Source organism: Halorientalis regularis, from assembly GCF_023698535.1.
In the GTDB taxonomy this organism is placed as follows: Archaea; Halobacteriota; Halobacteria; order Halobacteriales; family Haloarculaceae; genus Halorientalis; species Halorientalis regularis.
In genome coordinates this window covers 1-16608 of record NZ_JALJCL010000020.1, presented here as the reverse complement: position 1 = coordinate 16608, position 16608 = coordinate 1, and the positions used below count along the sequence as shown (strand labels likewise).

Sequence of the window (16608 nt, the reverse complement as noted above, 5' to 3'; positions counted from 1 at the left end):
CGGTCAGCCCAGCGACACGTCCAGATACAGCATGACGATGACGCCGAGCATGGTGCCGAGGGTGGCGACGCGCTCGTTGCCCCACGAGATGCACTCCCGTCCCGCGACGAGTGCGGGACAGCGCCGGCAGTCGTTGGCGAGCGCGTGGCGGTCCGCGGGGTCGGGAAACTCGGGCACGGGTGGTGCTACTGGCCGGTCGTACTCCACGATGACGGTTCGCGGTCAGTTCGCGGTCAGTCGCGCCTCGACGATCACCGCGCCCGAGGGGGTGTGGACGACCCGGACTGTGATCCGGTCGCCGGGATCGAGTTCGCAGGTGCCGCTGGTCAGTCGGAAGTCGAACACGTCGCCGGCGGCGAAGACCTCGTCGTCGAGCGCGCCCTTCGCCTGCCCGGTACGGCCGTCGAAGATGTCCGGACCCCGGACGTTCTCGTCCGCGTCGATGGTGTTCGTCGGGAGGTTGACGATCCGTCCTCGCTTCCCGCAGGCGTCGGACGCGTCGACGGCGATCTCGACGTTCTCGACCCGAACGGGGTCGCCCGCCTCGTGGTAGATCCTGACGCGCTGGTTGCCGAAGCGGCCGTCGTCGGCGACGAGTTCGCCGCTGGACTCGGCGACCGTCGGCGCCGGGTCGTCGACCTCCTCGCCGAATCCCAGCGCGCCCAGCGACAGGACGGCCGCGACGACGACGGCCACGCCGACCAGCAACACTTCGCCGAGGACTTCGGACTGTCCGCGTTCGGCTCCGAACACGCCGCTTGCTTGCCGCTGGGCACCAATAAACGGCCGGTTCGGTTTGCGGTATCGTGACGCGGGACCGATTTGCCTTTAGTCCCGGCACCGAATTGGACTCACATGAGCAGGTTCGAGCCGGTCGAGGACCAGTACGAGCCCCACGACCTCGAAGACGAGGTCTTCGAGTACTGGGACGCGGTCGACGCCTACGAACAGACCAAGCAACACCGGGCCGACGGCGAGACGTACTTCTTCGTCGACGGACCGCCATACACCTCCGGGTCGGCGCACATGGGGACGACCTGGAACAAGACCCTCAAGGACTGCTACATCCGCTATCTCCGCATGCAGGGGTACGACGTGACCGACCGCCCGGGCTACGACATGCACGGGCTCCCCATCGAGACGAAAGTCGAGGAGAAACTCGGCTTCGAGAACAAGAAAGACATCGAGGAGTTCGGCGAACAGAACTTCATCGACGAGTGCAAGCAGTTCGCCGAGGAGCAACTCGACGGCCTGCAGGAGGATTTCAAGTCCTTCGGTGTCTGGATGGACTGGGACGACCCGTACAAGACGGTGCGCCCGGAGTACATGGAAGCCGCGTGGTGGGGCTTCGAGAAGGTCCACGAGCGCGGGCTGGTCGAGCAGGGCAAACGCTCGATCAACCAGTGCCCCCGGTGTGAAACCGCCATCGCCAACAACGAGGTCGAGTACCACCAGGTCGGCAAGCCCTCGATCTACGTGAAATTTCCTCTCGCCGAGCGGGATGGAAGCCTCGTCATCTGGACCACGACGCCCTGGACCATCGTCGCGAACACCTTCGTCGCGGTCGACGGCGACCTGGATTACGTCGGCGTCGACGCCACCAAAGACGGCGAGACCGAGCGCCTGTACGTCGCCAAGGCCTGCGTCGAGGACGTGCTGAAGACGGGCCGCTACGAGGACTACGAGGTCGTCGAGGAACTCGGCGGCGAGGAGATGGTCGGCTGGACGTACGACCACCCGCTCGCCGAGCAGGTGCCCGACCACGCCCAGGCCGAGGGCTCCGGGCAGGTCTACACCGCCGACTACGTGGAGGCCGACCGCACGGGACTGGTCCACTCCGCGCCCGGCCACGGTGAGGAGGACTTCGAGCGCGGCCAGGAACTCGACCTGGAGATCTTCTGTCCCGTCGGCAACGACGGGGTCTACACCGACGCTGCTGGCGAGTACGCGGGCGAGTTCGTCCGGGACGCCAACGACGAGATCATCGGTGACCTCGACGCGGGCGGGCATCTGCTATCGAGCGAACAGGGTCACTCCGTCCGCGAGGGGCAGTGCTGGCGGTGTGACACGGACATCGTTCGCCTCGTCACCGACCAGTGGTTCATCACGGTCACCGACATCAAGGACGAACTGCTCGACAACATCGAGGACAGCGAATGGTTCCCCCAGAGCGCCCGGGACAACCGTTTCCGGGACTTCGTGGCGGACTCGCCGGACTGGAACGTCTCCCGCCAGCGCTACTGGGGCATCCCGATTCCGATCTGGACGCCCGACGACGAGTGGAGCGGTGAGATGGCCGACGCCATCGTCGTCGGCACGCGCGAGGAACTGGCCGAGCGGGTCGACCAGGACATCGACCCCGAGACCGTCGACCTCCACAAGGGCACGGTCGACGACCTGACGATCACCGAGGACGGCACCACCTACACTCGCGTCGGCGACGTGTTCGACGTGTGGCTCGATTCGTCGGTCGCGACGTGGGGGACGCTCGACTTCCCCGAGCACGACGAGCGGTTCGACGAACTGTGGCCGGCCGACCTCATCATCGAGGCCCACGACCAGACGCGGGGCTGGTTCTGGTCCCAGCTCGGGATGGGCACCGCCGCGCTGGGCGAGGTCCCCTACGACCAGGTGCTGATGCACGGCTGGGCGCTGGATTCGGACGGCCGGAAGATGTCGAAATCCATCGGCAACATCGTCGAACCCGGCGAGGCCATCGAGCGCCACGGCCGGGACCCGATGCGCCTGTTCCTGCTCTCTCAGACGCCACAGGAGGACGACATGAAGTTCTCCTGGGAGGAGATGGCCGAGATGCAGCGCCGGCTTAACATCCTCTGGAACGTCTTCCGGTTCCCGCTGCCGTACATGCGGATGGACGAGTTCGATCCAGCTGACGTTGATCTCGAAGACGCCGAGACCGAGCTCGTCGACGAGTGGGTGCTCTCGCGGCTTCAGTCCGTGGAGGAGACGATGACCGAGCACTTCGCGGACTTCGAGCAGGACAAGGCCCTCGACGAACTGCTCTCGTTCGTCGTCGAGGACGTGTCCCGGTTCTACGTGCAGGTCGTCCGCGAGCGAATGTGGGACGAGGGCGACAGCGCGTCCAAGGAGGCCGCCTACGCCACGCTGTATCGGGTCCTCGAAGAGACCGTCGCGCTGATCGCACCCTTCGCCCCCTTCGTCGCCGAGGAGATCTACGGCAACCTCACGGGCGAGGCGGGCCACGACACCGTCCACATGTGCGACTGGCCCGAACCCGACGAGTTCTGGCACGACCCCGACCTGGAGGGCGAAGTCGAAGTCGCCCGGGCCGTCGAGGAGGCGGGCTCGAACGCTCGCCAGCAGGCCGAGCGGAGCCTCCGCTGGCCGATCACGCGGGTCGTCGTCGCGGCCGACGACGACGAGACCGCCGCCGCCGTCGAGAGCCAGCGCGCCCTGCTGACCGAGCGGCTCAACGCCCGCGACCTCGAACTGATCGAGCCCGGCGAGAGCTGGGGCGAGCTGTCCTACGCCGCCGAGGCCGACATGAGCCTGCTGGGGCCGGAGTTCGGCGACGACGCCGGCCGCGTCATGAACGCCATGAACGAGGCCAGCGTCGACGAGCCGACCGTCGAGACCCTCGAAGCGGCCGTGGAAGACACCCTCGGCGAAGCCGTCGATCTGACCGAGGAGATGGTCGAGTTCGTCACGCAGACGCCCGACGACGTGACGGGTGTGGCCTTCGACGTGGACGGTGACGAACTGGGCGTCGTCTACATCGACGCCGGCCTGACCGAAGACATCGAGAGCGAGGGGTACGCTCGCGAGGTGATCCGCCGGGTTCAGGAGATGCGCAAGGACCTCGACCTCGATCTGGAGGAGCGCATCCGCGTCGACCTCGACATCGACGACGACCGCGTGGCCGACCTCGTGCGTGACCACGAGGCCCTGATCGCCGACGAGGTCCGTGCCGACGAGTTCGGGCCGGTCGAGGACGGCCACCGCAAGGAGTGGGAGGTCGAAGGTGTCGAGATGGAGATCGCAGTGGAAGCGGTGGCGGCGGCGGAAGCGTCGGACTAGCCTGTCGTCCCGGTCGCGACCAGCGGGAGCGACCGGCTTTTTCGCCACCGAAAGCCGCTGCGCCTCTTTCGAGTGCTCACGAGAGCGGAGCTCTCGTGGCATACCGAAAACCTCCGGTTTTCGTGGACTCCCGCTCACTCCGTTCGCGGGAACCACGTTTTTCGAGGCGCGGGTCGCGACCAGCGAGAGCGACCCCAACGAAAAAGCTGGGAGGTCGGACTAGGGCCGCTCAGGAGCCTCGTCGGGGGCAGGGAGTCGGAGGAGGGCTTCGGTACCCCGGTCTGTCCGGTCGACGGTGATGCCGCCGCCGGAGGCGTTGGCGACGGTCGCCGCGAGCCACAGGCCGGCCCCGCTGCCGTGTTCGAGCGCGGTCTCCTCCCGCCGTTCGAGGATGGCGACTTCTTCGGGGGAGATGCCGGGGCCGTCGTCGGCCACGCGGATCGTGACCGTCTTGTCGTCCCGCTCGACGTCGATCCCGACCCACGGGTCGGAGCTGTCGTTGTGCTTGACGGCGTTCTCGACGAGGTTCTCGATGGCCAGGTCGATATCGTCGTGGGCCTGGGCCGTGACGGACTCGGGGCCGGTCCGCTCGACGGTCGCCGCTGGGTGGTTTCGGTCGGTACGGGCGGCGATCTCGGAGACGAGGTCGCCCACGTCGGTTTCGGCCACGTCGCCGTTGCGCAGGATGGCCCGCTCGATGCGGGTCGCCTTCTGGCTGGTGTCGGTGAGCGAATCGCACTTCTCGACGATCTGCTCGGCCAGATCGCGGACCTCGTCGTCGGCCGAGTCCGCGAGCAACTCGGCACAGGCCCGGATGACGTTGATATCGTTGCGGAGGTTGTGCCGCATCACTCTGGTCAGGACCTGCTTGAGCTCCGAGAGCTGGCGTTCCCGTTCCTTGCGCGTGGTCACGTCGCGGGCGATGCCGACGACGCCCTCGACCTGCCCGTCGCGTTTCAGGGGCGTGAGTCTGTGTTCGCCGGTGACGGTCCGGGGGCCGATCTCGGACTCAATCTCGACGGCTGTATCCGTGCGGTCGCCGGTGAGGATGCCCTCGACCGCGTCGGCGTAGCGGGCGAACGTCTCGGCGTCGACGACCGACGCGAAATCGAGGAGGTAGGTCCCTTCCAGTGCCGCGACCGGGATGCCGGTGAACTCGGTGACGCGCTGGTTGACGAGTTCGGTGCGGCCGTCCGGTCCGTACACGTAGGCGATGTCGCGGCTGTTCTCGACGATCGCTCGGTAGAGGCTCGCCGCGTCCGTCCGGCGGTCGTCCCGTTCGAGGACGACCGACATCACTGCCGGGTCCCCTTCGTACTCGACCGTCGTGCCGCGGATCTCGACCGCGCGTTCGCTGCCGTCGGCACCGACCACGGTACAGGTAGCCTCCCGCCGCTCGTCGGATGTCGTACGGCCCGCCGCGAGTGCCGTCTCGACGGTCGCCCGATCCGCGTCGGCGACGAACGACAGGAACGGCTCCCCGGACAGGTCGGCTGCCGAAACGCCGAGCAGATCACTCAGGCTCTCGTTCGCGTGGACGACGGTCCCGTCCTGGACGAGGCAGACGGCCACGAGATCGCGGGTCAGCAGTCGCTGTTGCCAGGGGGACGCGCCGTCGACAGCATCCAGTCCAGTCACACTCCTACCTGTGGGTCAGGCTGACATGGCTTAAAATTGGAGGTGTGTGGGGTGGACGCCCCTCAGAGCGCGTCGGCGATGGCGGGCGCGGCGCTGACGGTACTCGCGGCCCGTTCCAGCGTGTCGGTGCCGTAGATGGCCTCGACGCCGGCGCGGGCGAGTTTCGTCGTCGCGTCGGCGGCCAGCATCGGGTGGACGCAGGTGACGTACACCCGGGCGGCACCCATGTCGTCCAGCGCGGCGACCGATTCGGCCATCGTCGACCCGGTGGCGACGATGTCGTCGGTCAGCACCACGTCCCGACCGTCGACGTCGGCGTCGCGGGGCTCGATCTCCACCTCCGAGCCCGAGAGCCGGGTCTTCTCGAAGTAGTCGACGTGGCCGCGACCGTAGGCGGTCTGTACCGTCTCGGCGATGTCGACGGCCCCCTCGTCGGGCGAGAGGAAGACGGGTTCGGTGAGGTCCGCGGGGAGCGGGTCGGCCAACTGTGCAGCGGCGTCGACGGTTTCGGCCGGCACGTCGAAGTGGTCGGTGACCGCGGGCTCGTGGGGGTTGATGGTCAGCACGCGGTCGGTGCCGGGACTCAGCGCGCGGGCCATCGCGCGGGCGGAGACTGGCTGGCCCGGCTCGAAGGCCGCGTCTTGGCGGGCGTAGCCCATGTATGGGATGACGGTCGTGACGTGATCGGCCCCGGCCTCGTGGACGGCGTCTTGCAACTGGAGCAACTCGACGTGCGCGTCACTGGAGTCGGTCGAGGCGACGATTACGGCCTCGTCCGCATTGAAGTACGGGACCTGTGCCATGAGTTCCCCGTCGGGGAACCGCTCGAAGGAGACGGGCGCGAGGTCCGCGTCGGTCGCCGCGGCCAGCGCCGCGGACAGCGACTGAGAACTGGACCCACTGACGATCATATGCGAGCCCTCGCCGCGGTGGCTAAACGGTGTTTCGCTTCCGCACTCACTCCGGTGCGACCGCGACCGCCGAGACGCCCGGCAGGCCGAGCGCCCGGGAGCGCCAGCCGTCGCCGGCGTTCACGAGGGCGGTCCCCTGGTCCGTGACGGCGTAGGTCCCCGTGCCGTGGGTCACCCCCACGACCGATTCGTCGGTCGGCACCTCGCACTCGTGCCAGTCCTCGCCGTCGCCCTCGTAGAGCGCGTCGGCGGTCGCGGCGTGGCCCCGCTCGGGACTGCTGGCGACTGCGGTGAACTCGCCCTCGATCCCCTTCGCCCAGCCCGGGCCGAGGTAGTAGAGCCCGCCGTCGGTCGCGGCCAGGGGTGTTCCGCCGGTCGCCACGTCCCGGGCGTCGGCGAGGCCGACGTGGTCGAGGCCGTCGCCGACGCGGTAGACGCCCCCTGCGGTGGCCAGCAGGTCCCCGTCGATGGCGCGCACGTCCTCGACCGTGCCGAGTGTGGTCCAGTCGCCACCGCGCTCCCGGCGGGCGACCGCGCCGTCGGGACCGGCCGCCAGCAGGTCGTCGCCGTCGAAGCCGACCGCCACGGCGGGGCCGAAGTCGGTCGGCTCGTAGCCGCCGTCGGCGCTCTCCAGTACGTCCTCGTCGGTGGCGACGGCCAGTGAGTCGGGGCCGGCCGCCACGTCCCGGGCGGTACAGCGGTGGGCCAGCGAGAACTCGCCGACGATGTCCGCCGAGACGGCGACGACGGCCACGCCGAGGTCGGCGGCGACGTACAGCTCCGTCGTCCCGGTCTTCTCGCCGTAGACCCGCTTCTCGTCGAGACTGATGTCCGCGTCGCTCATGTCCAACCCTCGAACCGCCCCGGTCGAAAGGCTACCGGCTCGACTGGGACTACAACGCTTCCTTGTACGCCTCCAGCGTGGTCTCGACGTCCTCGTCGGTGTGGGCGTACGTGACGAACTGGGACTCGAACTGGTTCTGGGAGAGGAACACGCCCTCGTCTTTCATCTTGGGCCAGAACACCCGCCGCCAGCGGTCGGTCTCGCCGGCGGCCACGTCCGCGCCGGTCTTCGGGCAGTGGTCGTAGCGCGGGCAGTCCTCGCGCTGTGCGCAGCCGCCCTCGCAGTGGTCCTCGAAACTGTCGGGGGCGCCGCGGGTGAACACGAGTTTGAACATCCCGTCGGTGCCGGTGACGGTGTAGGACGGGGCCTGCTCTTCGACGATCTCGGCGAGGCCGTGCCGTAGCTGCTCGCCGAGGTCGTGGATGTGGTCGTGGACGTCGTGTTCGGCGGCGTAGCGGAGCGACTCGAGGCCGGCGGCCATCGTGACCGGGTGGCCCGAGAAGGTGCCGGCCTGGAACACGTCGCCCGAGGGGGTGAACTGCTCCATGAGCCGGGCGGGGCCGCCGATGGCACCGACGGGGAAGCCGCCGCCGATGAGCTTGCCGAACGTCGTCAGGTCGGGTTCGATGCCGAACTTCCCCTGGGCGCACTGGAGGCCGCCGACCCGGAAGCCGGTGATGACCTCGTCGAAGATCAACAGGGAGTCGTGCTCGTCGGTCAGGTCCCGGAGGGTCTCGTGGTAGCCGTCGACGGGGCGGACGATGCCGTAGTTGGCGAGGATCGGCTCGACGAGGACGCCCGCGATCTCGTCGCCGTAGTCCTCGAAGACGCGGTGGGCCGCTTCCTCGTCGTTGAACGGGATGGCCAGCGTCTCGTCGGCAAAGGACTGGGGGATGCCGGGGCTGGACGGGCGAGTGTCGTCGTACTCGCCCTCGACGAGGGTGGTCTCCTGTGCGCCGTGGTAGCCGCCCTGCATCACGACGATCTTGTCACGGCCCGTGTGGGCGCGGGCGAGGCGGCAGGCCGAGACGGTGGCTTCGGTGCCGGAGTTGACGAAGCGGAGCATCTCGACCGAGGGGACGTGCCGGGCGACGAACTCGGCGTGTTCGACCTCGATTTCGGTGGGCATCCCGTACATCGGGCCCTCACTGGCGTGGGACTGGATGGCCGCTTCCACGGGCTGGGGCGTGTCGTGGCCGTACAGCAGCGGGCCCAGGCCCATCACCCAGTCGATGTAGCGGTTCCCGTCGGCGTCGATGACGTGGCCGTCGTCGCCCCGCTCGACGAAGGGTGGGTAGGGCTCGATGGCCGCCCGCACCGCGGAGTTGACGCCGCCGGGCAACACCGACAGCGCCCGGTCGTACAGATCGCGCGACTGCTCGTGGGTCATGGCTCGTCCTTGGCCCGCCCACACCAAAGACCTGACTCACTCGCCCGGAGCGCGGGCGCGCACGACCGGTACCGAACCCCCACCACGACCACCCGAATCGGCTGAACGCACGTCGAATACTCGTCCGCCAAACCGGGGAATTATGTCCTTAAACAGACTATATTCTATTGCAAACCAGCCGACTGTCCACGTTTCGAGCGCAAAATTGCAGCTTTGTTTTAGCCAGCGTTTTACCGGCGGAAACAGAGGTAGTAAACGACAAGAAATGACGACGAACAATCAGGGTGTTGGTGATAGAAGAAACAAACGTCCACTTCTGTCACGTGAGTGGCTCGCTTTCGACGATTACGACGCATGAGCGAGTGGGTACCGACCACGTGTATGCGGTGTGCCGTCGGCTGTGGGCACAAACAGCTCGGGGTCGACGAGGGGTACGGGGTCGACGTGGTGCGTGGCGACGGACAGCACCCGGTCAACCGGGGGCTGGCCTGCCAGCGCGGCATCGAGGAGAGCGCCGATCCCGACGGGCAGTGGCTCTCGAAGCCGCTGGTCCGCAAGGGCGGGGAACTCGTCGAGACCTCGTGGCCCGACGCGCTGGAACGCGTCGCCGAGCGGTTCGACGCGGCGCTGCGCCGGGACCGCGACGCCGTGGCAGTGCTGGGTAGCGGGCAACAGACCAACGAGGCGGCCTACGCGCTGGGCAAGTTGGCCCGCGGCGGCTTCGGGACCCGATACTACGACGCCAACACGACGCTGTGTATGGCCAGCGCCGTCACGGCCTACTACGAGGCGTTCGGCAGCGACGCGCCGCCGACGACCTACGACGACATCCCCGACGCCGAGACCCACGTCGTCTGGGGGGCCAATCCGGCCATCGCCCACCCCGTCATGTTCCGGTGGATTCGCGAGAGCGCCGGCGAGGACGACAGCCGGATGATCGTCGTCGATCCCGTCGAGACCGACACGGCGACGACGGCCGACGAACACGTCCAGCTCGACCCCGGCGAAGACCTCGCGCTGGCCCGGGCGGTGCTGGCCGAGATCGTCGACCGCGGCACGGTCGACCGCGAGTTCGTCGACGAAGCGACCGACGGGTTCGACGATCTGGTCGCGGACCTCCCCGATCCGGCGACGGCGGCCGCCGACGCGGGCGTCACGCCCGAAACCGTCGCGGACCTGGCCGCGGCCTTCGAGGACCGGACGCTGATCTACTGGGGCATGGGGATCAACCAGAGCGTCCGGGGCACCGACGCCGCACGGGCGCTGATCGACCTGTGTCTCGCGTCGGGTAATCTAAAGCCCGGGAGCGGCCCGTTCTCGCTGACCGGGCAGGCGAACTCGATGGGGACCCGCGTCGTCTCCTGCAAGGGGTCCTGGCCCGGCCAGCGGCCATTCGACGACCCGATCCACAGGTCGGAAATCGCCGACGAGTGGGGCGTCCCCGTCGGCCGACTGCCCGACGACGTGGGTCCGGGTCCGGTGGGGACGATGGACGCCATCGACGACGGTCCCGTCGAGGCGGTCTACGCCGTCGCGACCAACCCCGTCGCCGGGATGCCCGATGCGACGGCGGTCGCGGAGAAACTGGACGACACCTTCCTCGTCGTGCAGGACAGTTTCCGGACCGAGACGACCGAACTCGCCGACGTGGTCCTGCCGGCCGCGACCTGGGGCGAGTCCGAGGGGACCGTGATGAACATGGAACGGACGGTCTCGCGGGTCCGCCCGGCCTCGGACACGCCGCCGACGGTCCAGCAGGACATCGACATCATCGCGGCCATCGCCGACGAGGTGGTCCCTGGCCTCTTGCCCGAACCGCCGGTCGACCCGTCCGCGATGTTCGACGAGTTCGCCGCCCTGACCGAGGGCACCGAGGCGGACTGTTCGGGTATCGCCTACGAACGGCTTGACCACGAACTCGGCGTCCGCTGGCCGGCTCCCGAACCCGACGCCGAGGGCGGCTACCGATACCACGAGTCCACCGACGACGGGGACGACTGGCAGTTCGCCACCCCCGAGGGGACGGCGAACTTCTCGGACCCGCCCGACCCCGATCCGCTCCCGGAGCCGACCGACGAGGACTACCCTCTCACGCTGACGACCGCTCGCGAGGCCGACGGGTACAACACGGCCGTCCGATCCCGGTCGGTCGACGACTTGGGGCCGGTCACGGCCCGGATCAATCCCGAGACGGTCGCGAGCGAACTCGCCGACCCCGCGGAATTCGACGGCGAGCCGACCGCTCGGCTCGAGACCAGGCGGGGCGCGATCACTGCACAGGTCGATCCGGATCCGGCCGTCCCGGAGGGGCTGGTGTGGCTCCCGATCCACCACCCGGCGACCAACGATCTGACGGTGCCGGCGACGGACCCCCGGTCGGACGAACCGAACCTCAAACAGTGTGCGGTCCGGGTCGTCGCGGACCCGTCGCTCGCGACGTACGAGAGCGCGGAACGGAGTTCCGTGGACGGGTCGAGCGGCGACGAGCCGCGAGACGGCGAGGGCGCGACCGATCCCGAACCGGTCGAACTCACCGACGGAGGTGAGCCACGATGACGAACAAGATAGAGCAACTCGTGATCGCCACGGTCGCCTTCTTCTGGGCGTTCCTGATGTGGTTCTCGACGGCAGCGTTCAGTCCGAGTATCGCGGCGTTTTACAGCCTCTCGACCGAGCAACTGGCACTGCTTGCCAGCTCTGCGATCTGGCTCGCGCCACCCGGCCGCGTGCTGGCGGGGTGGGCGGCCGACCGCCTCGGCGCGCACAACGTCTTCGCGATCATCCTGACCTACTCGGGCGCGGTGAGCATCCTCTCGGGGATGCCCTCGCTCGTCGGGTCGTTCGAGGTGCTGTTCGTCGAGCGGATGATCGTCGCCTCGGCGGGGATCAGCTTCGTCGTCGGCATCCAGCACGTCGCCCAGTGGTTCGAGGACCACGAGATGGGCACCGCGGAGGGGCTGTACGCCGGCACCGGCAACGTCGGGGCCGGGGTGGGGGCCCTGTTGCTCCCCCGCATCTACGGGACGAACTTCTCGGACGCGTTCGTCCACCTCGGGATCGTCGCCCTGCTCATCGCGTTCGTCTACAAGTGGCGGGGTGAGCCGGCGAAAAACCGGGCGAAAGCCCAGGCCGCCAAGGACAACTCCGGATTCAAGGACACGATGTTCGTCTGGACGCGCTGGAGCGCCATCGCGCTGATGCTGGCCTACGCGATGTCGTTCGGCCTGGAGATCGCGATGAACGCGTGGCTTCCGGGCTACTACGCGGAGGGCTTCGGGAGCGCCATCGCGAACCTCGGCTTCGACAGCACGGAAGCCATCCAGACCGCCGCCGGGACCTTCGCGGCCGTCCAGTCGTTCAACGCCAGCCTGTTCAGACCGTTCTCGGGCTACATGTCCGACCTCTGGCAGCGCAAGGGGTGGACCCCCTACCCCGTGATCTCCGATCAGCAGGAGTACTCGCCGCGGGTCCACTGGCTGATGACCGCGCTGATCCTCATCACGATGACCATGATCGGCCTGACGCTCATCGGGCTGGCGGGCATCCTGCCCGCCTCCGTGGTGATCCTGGCCGTCTTCGGGATCACCGTGAGCTTCGGGACCGGCGGCGTGTTCGCCATCGTGCCCGTCATCTTCAAGGACCGTCCCGGGACGGCCTCGGGCTTCATCGGCGGGATCTCCACGGCCGGTGGGATCGTCTACCCCATCGTCTACGGCTACCTGCCCAACATCCACACGGGCTACGCGGTGGTCGCCGTCGTGTTCTTCCTGCCATTTATCGCCTTCTTCGTGTGGGCGATGCGGTACGACGACGACCCCCGCGAACACGGCATCGGCTCGGAGTCGCGCTGGCTCGGCACCACCGAACCCACTCCAGGAGGTGACGACTGATGGGAGCACACGAAGGCGAACCCGCTGGTGACTGGTACAAGTACGGGAAGGCCGTGCTGTACCTGGAGATGGTCATCGCGATTCTGGTGACCATGTTCTCGCTGTACCTGGCGTTCCAGGGCCAGGCGGGCTTCCTCGCCTGAGGATGAGTCGGACTGCCGGTGTCGTCCTCGCCGGCGGTCGCTCGACCCGGTTCGAGGACGGGACCGCCCTCGCGACCGTCGACGGGACACCGGCGGTCCGTCGCGTCGCCGACCGTCTCGCAACCGTCGCGGACGCCGTCGTCGTCAACTGCCGGCGCGACCAGCGACCGGCCGTCGAGCGCGTCCTCGACGACGCCGACGACGACCTGCGGTTCGCCGTCGATCCCGTCCCCGACCGCGGGCCGGCATACAGCCTCCGGACCGGATTGCGCGTGGCGGCCGCCGAGTACGCCGTCGTCTGCGCGTGTGCCCTGCCCTTCGTGGATCCGACGCTGCTGTCGTATCTCCACAACCGGGCGCGGGTCGAGCGGATCGACGCCGTCTTCCCTCGCGTCGACGGCCGTGTCCAGCCCCACTGTGGCGTCTACCACGTCGACCGCGGCCGGGACGCCTGCCAGTCGGTCGTCGACCGCGACGGCGCGTCCCTGCAGACGGTCGCCGACGCGCTCGACCCCGTCGTCGTCCCCGAACCGACCGTCCGCGAGTACGCCCACGAGGACGCGTTCCTCGACCTCGAACGTGCGGCCGACCGATCCGACGCCGCCGGCGATCCGGTCTAGTCGGTCGCCGCCGCGACGTGTTCGCGGGCTTCCTCGCGCGTCATCCCGCGCACGCCACAGGCACAGGAGAGCAACTCCGGGTCCGCGAGGTCGTCGACCTGTTCGCGCCGCTCTCGTTCCAGCGTGTCCGACTGGGCGTCGTACTCGAAGTACACCCGATAGCTGACCTGCGTGACACCTTCGATCCGGTGGTCCGCGTCCGGGTCGGGCTCGGCGATCTGGGCCTCGTGTTCGGCCTGCATCTCCGCCTTCCAGTCCTCCAGTGTCTTCTCCGGGTCCCGGTCGTCGGTCATGGCCGTGGCCTCACGGCCCCGGGACAAAAACGCTCCCCTAGCCCCGCCGCTCGCGCGCGCCTCCGATTCCGGCACGACGCCTCGACAAGCAACCGCTAGCCGAGATAACCGACTGTTCGTCCAGCAAGATCCTTCGATTCTGCACGCTTTACGTCCTTAAACACACTTACCGTCATGATAAAGTAGACGATCGTCCCGGCGAACACCTCACTTCTGTATATGTTCAACGATTAGTGTTATACGGACAAAACCGAATCATCATGACGTAAACGGCTGGAAGTTCGTTTCGGTATTCAAGAGAAACCGTGACGTACACGTAATTCACTAATCGACCATGCCACACAAGAAAGAAGGAATCAAAGACGAGCTGTACGGCGACGAGGTACGGGAGAAACTCCTCGAGTTCGCCGAGAAGGGGTGGGATTCGATTCCCGAGGACGAACGCGAGGCGTGGTTCACGCGCTTCAAGTTCTGGGGCATCTTCCACCAGCGGTCGGGCCAGGAGAGTTACTTCATGATGCGACTGACCAACTGCGGCGGGGTCCTCGAACCCGGGCAGTTGCGGGCCATCGGTGAGGTCGCCCGCGACTACGCGAAAGGGCCCGTCGACAACCCCGAGTTCGGGAACGGGTGGATCGACTTCACGACCCGCCAGTCGATCCAGCTCCACTGGATCAAACTGGAGGACGTACCCGAGATCTGGGAGAAACTGGAAGCCGTCGGCGTCTCCAGCCGCTCCTCGGGCGGCGACACTATGCGCAACATCTCGGGCTGTCCGGTCGCCGGCAAGGCCGAGGAGTACGTCGAGAGTCGCGAACTGCTCGACGAAATTCAGGACGACATCCGGGGCGACGACGCCCTCTCGAACATGCCGCGGAAGTTCAACATCTCCGTGTCGGGCTGTCGGCAGGGATGCGCCCAGGACTCCATCAACGACGTGGGGCTGGAACCGGCCCACAAGCTGATCGACGGAGAGGAGGTCACGGGGTTCAACGTCCGCGTTGGCGGCGGGCTCGGCGGCCGCGAGCCCCGCCCGGCGCGTCCGCTGGACATCTTCGTCCGGCCGGAACACGCCAAGGAGACCGTCCGGACGTTCGTCGAACTCTACCACGAGGAGGGCAACCGCGAGAACCGCCAGAAGAATCGTGCGCGCTTCTTCGTCGACGAGTGGGGGACCGAGGACATCCGCGAGGCGATGGCCGAGCGCCTGGACTTCGACCTCGAACGCGCGGGCACGGACTTCCGCGGCGACTACACCTACAACGCCGGCAAACCCGCCGAGCGCGGGGCCCACGACCACGTCGGCGTCTACGACCAGAAAGACGGCACGAACTACGTCGGCCTGTCGGTCGCCGTCGGGCGGCTCCCCGCCGAGGAAGCCATCGAGCTGGCCGACCTCGCCGACGAGTACGGCAGCGGTGAAGTCCGGCTCACCCGCCGGCAGAATCCGCTGATCATGGACGTGCCCGACGAGGACCTAGACGACCTGCTCGCCGAGCCGTTGCTCGACACGCACACGCCCGAACCGAACCCCTTCGTCCAGGGGGCGATGGCCTGTACCGGGACGGAGTTCTGCTCCATCGCGCTCACCGAGACGAAAGGCCGGACCGCCCGGATGCTCCGCTGGCTCCGTGACAACGTCGAGCTGCCCGACGACGTGGACCGGCTCAAGATTCACTACTCGGGCTGCACGGCCGACTGCGGGCAGGCCATGACCGCCGACATCGGGCTCCAGGGGATGCGCGCCCGCAAGGACGGCGAGATGGTCGAGGCCATGGACGTGGGCGTCGGCGGCGGCGTCGGCGAGGAACCCAGTTTCGTCGACTGGGTGCGCCAGCGCGTGCCCGCCGACGAGGTGCCAGGCCTGATCAAGAACCTCGTCGAGGCCTACGCCGCGCTCCGCGAGGAGGGCCAGACCTTCCGCGAGTGGGTCGACGCCACCGGCCAGGAGAACCTCGTCACGCTGGCCGAACCCGAGGAGACCAGTTACGAGGACCCCTGGCTACACGACGCGAAACAGTCGTGGTACCCCTTCGACGACGGCGAGAGTCCCGCGCCGACCGCGCCCGACGGAACGCCCCTCTCGGCCGATGACTGAGGACTCACCCGCTCGCGAGGACCGACGACGGACCGCATCGGCATCCGCCGCCACGGCCGAGGATGCTGCGTCGGCACCCGCCGACGCCGCGCCGGAACTGCTCCCGGCCGTGTCGGGCGAGTAACGACCGCCGGGTTTCGCTCACCTCACTTTTCCGCGCCGCCGGTCCCGACAGCCGCGGCCGTGTCGATACCGATCAGCGGTCGCTGGCGGCGAGCCCCGCCTCGTCCCGACGGACAACGCGACCGCTCTCGGCAGGCTCGGCGACAAGACCAAGCGACCGGGCGTGAGTGTGAGCAGCCGGACCGTCCCAGCGACCCCACGCCACAGTCGACGACCCAGCACAGGGCGTCGAGCCCGAGCAGGTTATAGAAAACACGAGGCGAAAACCCACGGCTTTACCCGTGGGATGAAGCCAACAACTGGGAATCAAACCACGCTCCAGTAGCAGGCCGACTCCCAAATGTTTAAGAATTACCCGTCCTACATATAAGATATGGAGGTGCGGCGTACTGTCCCCGTTGCGCTCGATGTAGACAGTGACGACGCCGCACTCCTCGAAGACACCGTAGACACCTTCCTCTGGTGCGCTCAATACGTCGTAGACCACGCTTTCCAAGGCGAGTACGTCACCACCAGCAAGACCACGCTGGATGACGAGACCTACGACGATGTGCGAGAAGCCACGGACGGCTTCAACGGTGGACTGGTGCAAGCCGCTC

Annotated in this window: 14 protein-coding genes and 1 pseudogene; 8 read left to right on the top strand and 7 right to left on the bottom strand. The window is 67.8% G+C overall.

Annotation, left to right across the window (positions count from 1 at the left end; genetic code table 11):
• Positions 1-3: 3 nt before the first annotated feature.
• Positions 4-177, bottom strand: coding sequence for a hypothetical protein (locus MU521_RS21900; protein ID WP_394327232.1), 174 nt, complete (start codon positions 175-177; stop codon positions 4-6).
• Between the two features lie 45 nt (positions 178-222).
• Positions 223-753, bottom strand: a complete 531-nt coding sequence (locus MU521_RS19570; protein WP_092695165.1) for a type IV pilin domain-containing protein — start codon at positions 751-753, stop codon at positions 223-225.
• A 102-nt stretch (positions 754-855) separates the two neighbouring features.
• On the opposite strand from MU521_RS19570, the gene ileS reads away from it, so the two are divergent.
• On the top strand, positions 856-4059 hold the full coding sequence (gene ileS, locus MU521_RS19565) for an isoleucine--tRNA ligase (RefSeq protein ID WP_092695167.1): 3204 nt from the start codon (positions 856-858) through the stop codon (positions 4057-4059).
• Between the two features lie 219 nt (positions 4060-4278).
• Here ileS and MU521_RS19560 read toward each other — a convergent pair whose 3' ends face one another.
• From MU521_RS19560 to hemL, 4 genes are all read right to left on the bottom strand, one after another.
• Entirely contained in the window at positions 4279-5697 is a 1419-nt protein-coding gene (locus tag MU521_RS19560; RefSeq protein ID WP_092695170.1) for a PAS domain-containing sensor histidine kinase, read from the bottom strand.
• Positions 5698-5759: 62 nt separating this feature from the next.
• Positions 5760-6608 (bottom strand): ribose-phosphate diphosphokinase, encoded by an 849-nt coding sequence (locus MU521_RS19555; RefSeq protein ID WP_092695172.1) that lies wholly within the window; start codon positions 6606-6608, stop codon positions 5760-5762.
• 46 nt (positions 6609-6654) lie between these two features.
• Positions 6655-7452 carry an HVO_0234 family beta-propeller protein gene (locus MU521_RS19550; RefSeq protein ID WP_092695174.1) on the bottom strand — a complete coding sequence of 266 codons (798 nt, stop codon included), beginning with the start codon at positions 7450-7452 and terminating at the stop codon, positions 6655-6657.
• A 49-nt stretch (positions 7453-7501) separates the two neighbouring features.
• Entirely contained in the window at positions 7502-8842 is a 1341-nt protein-coding gene (hemL, locus tag MU521_RS19545) for a glutamate-1-semialdehyde 2,1-aminomutase (protein WP_092695176.1), read from the bottom strand.
• A 354-nt stretch (positions 8843-9196) separates the two neighbouring features.
• On the opposite strand from hemL, the gene nasA reads away from it, so the two are divergent.
• Genes nasA through mobA form a run of 4 tightly spaced genes read left to right on the top strand, consistent with a single transcriptional unit; the run spans position 9197 to position 13495 of the window.
• The gene (gene nasA / locus MU521_RS19540) at positions 9197-11398 is read left to right on the top strand and encodes an assimilatory nitrate reductase NasA (protein ID WP_092695178.1); all 2202 of its coding nucleotides are present in this window, start codon (positions 9197-9199) and stop codon (positions 11396-11398) included.
• Positions 11395-12732 carry an MFS transporter gene (locus tag MU521_RS19535; protein ID WP_092695180.1) on the top strand — a complete coding sequence of 446 codons (1338 nt, stop codon included), beginning with the start codon at positions 11395-11397 and terminating at the stop codon, positions 12730-12732. The genes nasA and MU521_RS19535 overlap by 4 nt, the downstream gene beginning before the upstream one ends.
• Complete coding sequence (locus tag MU521_RS19530; RefSeq protein ID WP_175452945.1) at positions 12732-12875, top strand: hypothetical protein; 144 nt, start codon at positions 12732-12734, stop codon at positions 12873-12875. Before MU521_RS19535 ends, MU521_RS19530 begins: the two co-directional genes overlap by 1 nt.
• Before the next feature lie 2 nt (positions 12876-12877).
• Complete coding sequence (mobA, locus tag MU521_RS19525) at positions 12878-13495, top strand: molybdenum cofactor guanylyltransferase (protein ID WP_092695182.1); 618 nt, start codon at positions 12878-12880, stop codon at positions 13493-13495.
• Here the strand turns inward: mobA and MU521_RS19520 are convergent.
• Positions 13492-13788, bottom strand: coding sequence for a hypothetical protein (locus MU521_RS19520; protein ID WP_092695184.1), 297 nt, complete (start codon positions 13786-13788; stop codon positions 13492-13494). The two genes, mobA and MU521_RS19520, sit on opposite strands and share 4 nt — an antisense overlap.
• A gap of 334 nt (positions 13789-14122) precedes the next feature.
• Here MU521_RS19520 and MU521_RS19515 point away from each other — a divergent pair, with 334 nt between their 5' ends.
• The 3 genes and pseudogenes from MU521_RS19515 to MU521_RS19510 all read left to right on the top strand — a co-directional run.
• The gene (locus tag MU521_RS19515) at positions 14123-15886 is read left to right on the top strand and encodes a nitrite/sulfite reductase (RefSeq protein ID WP_092695186.1); all 1764 of its coding nucleotides are present in this window, start codon (positions 14123-14125) and stop codon (positions 15884-15886) included.
• Positions 15879-16010 (top strand): hypothetical protein, encoded by a 132-nt coding sequence (locus MU521_RS21535; RefSeq protein WP_281187070.1) that lies wholly within the window; start codon positions 15879-15881, stop codon positions 16008-16010. The genes MU521_RS19515 and MU521_RS21535 overlap by 8 nt, the downstream gene beginning before the upstream one ends.
• Before the next feature lie 372 nt (positions 16011-16382).
• Positions 16383-16608 (top strand): annotated as a pseudogene (locus tag MU521_RS19510) (RNA-guided endonuclease TnpB family protein); the annotation flags it as partial.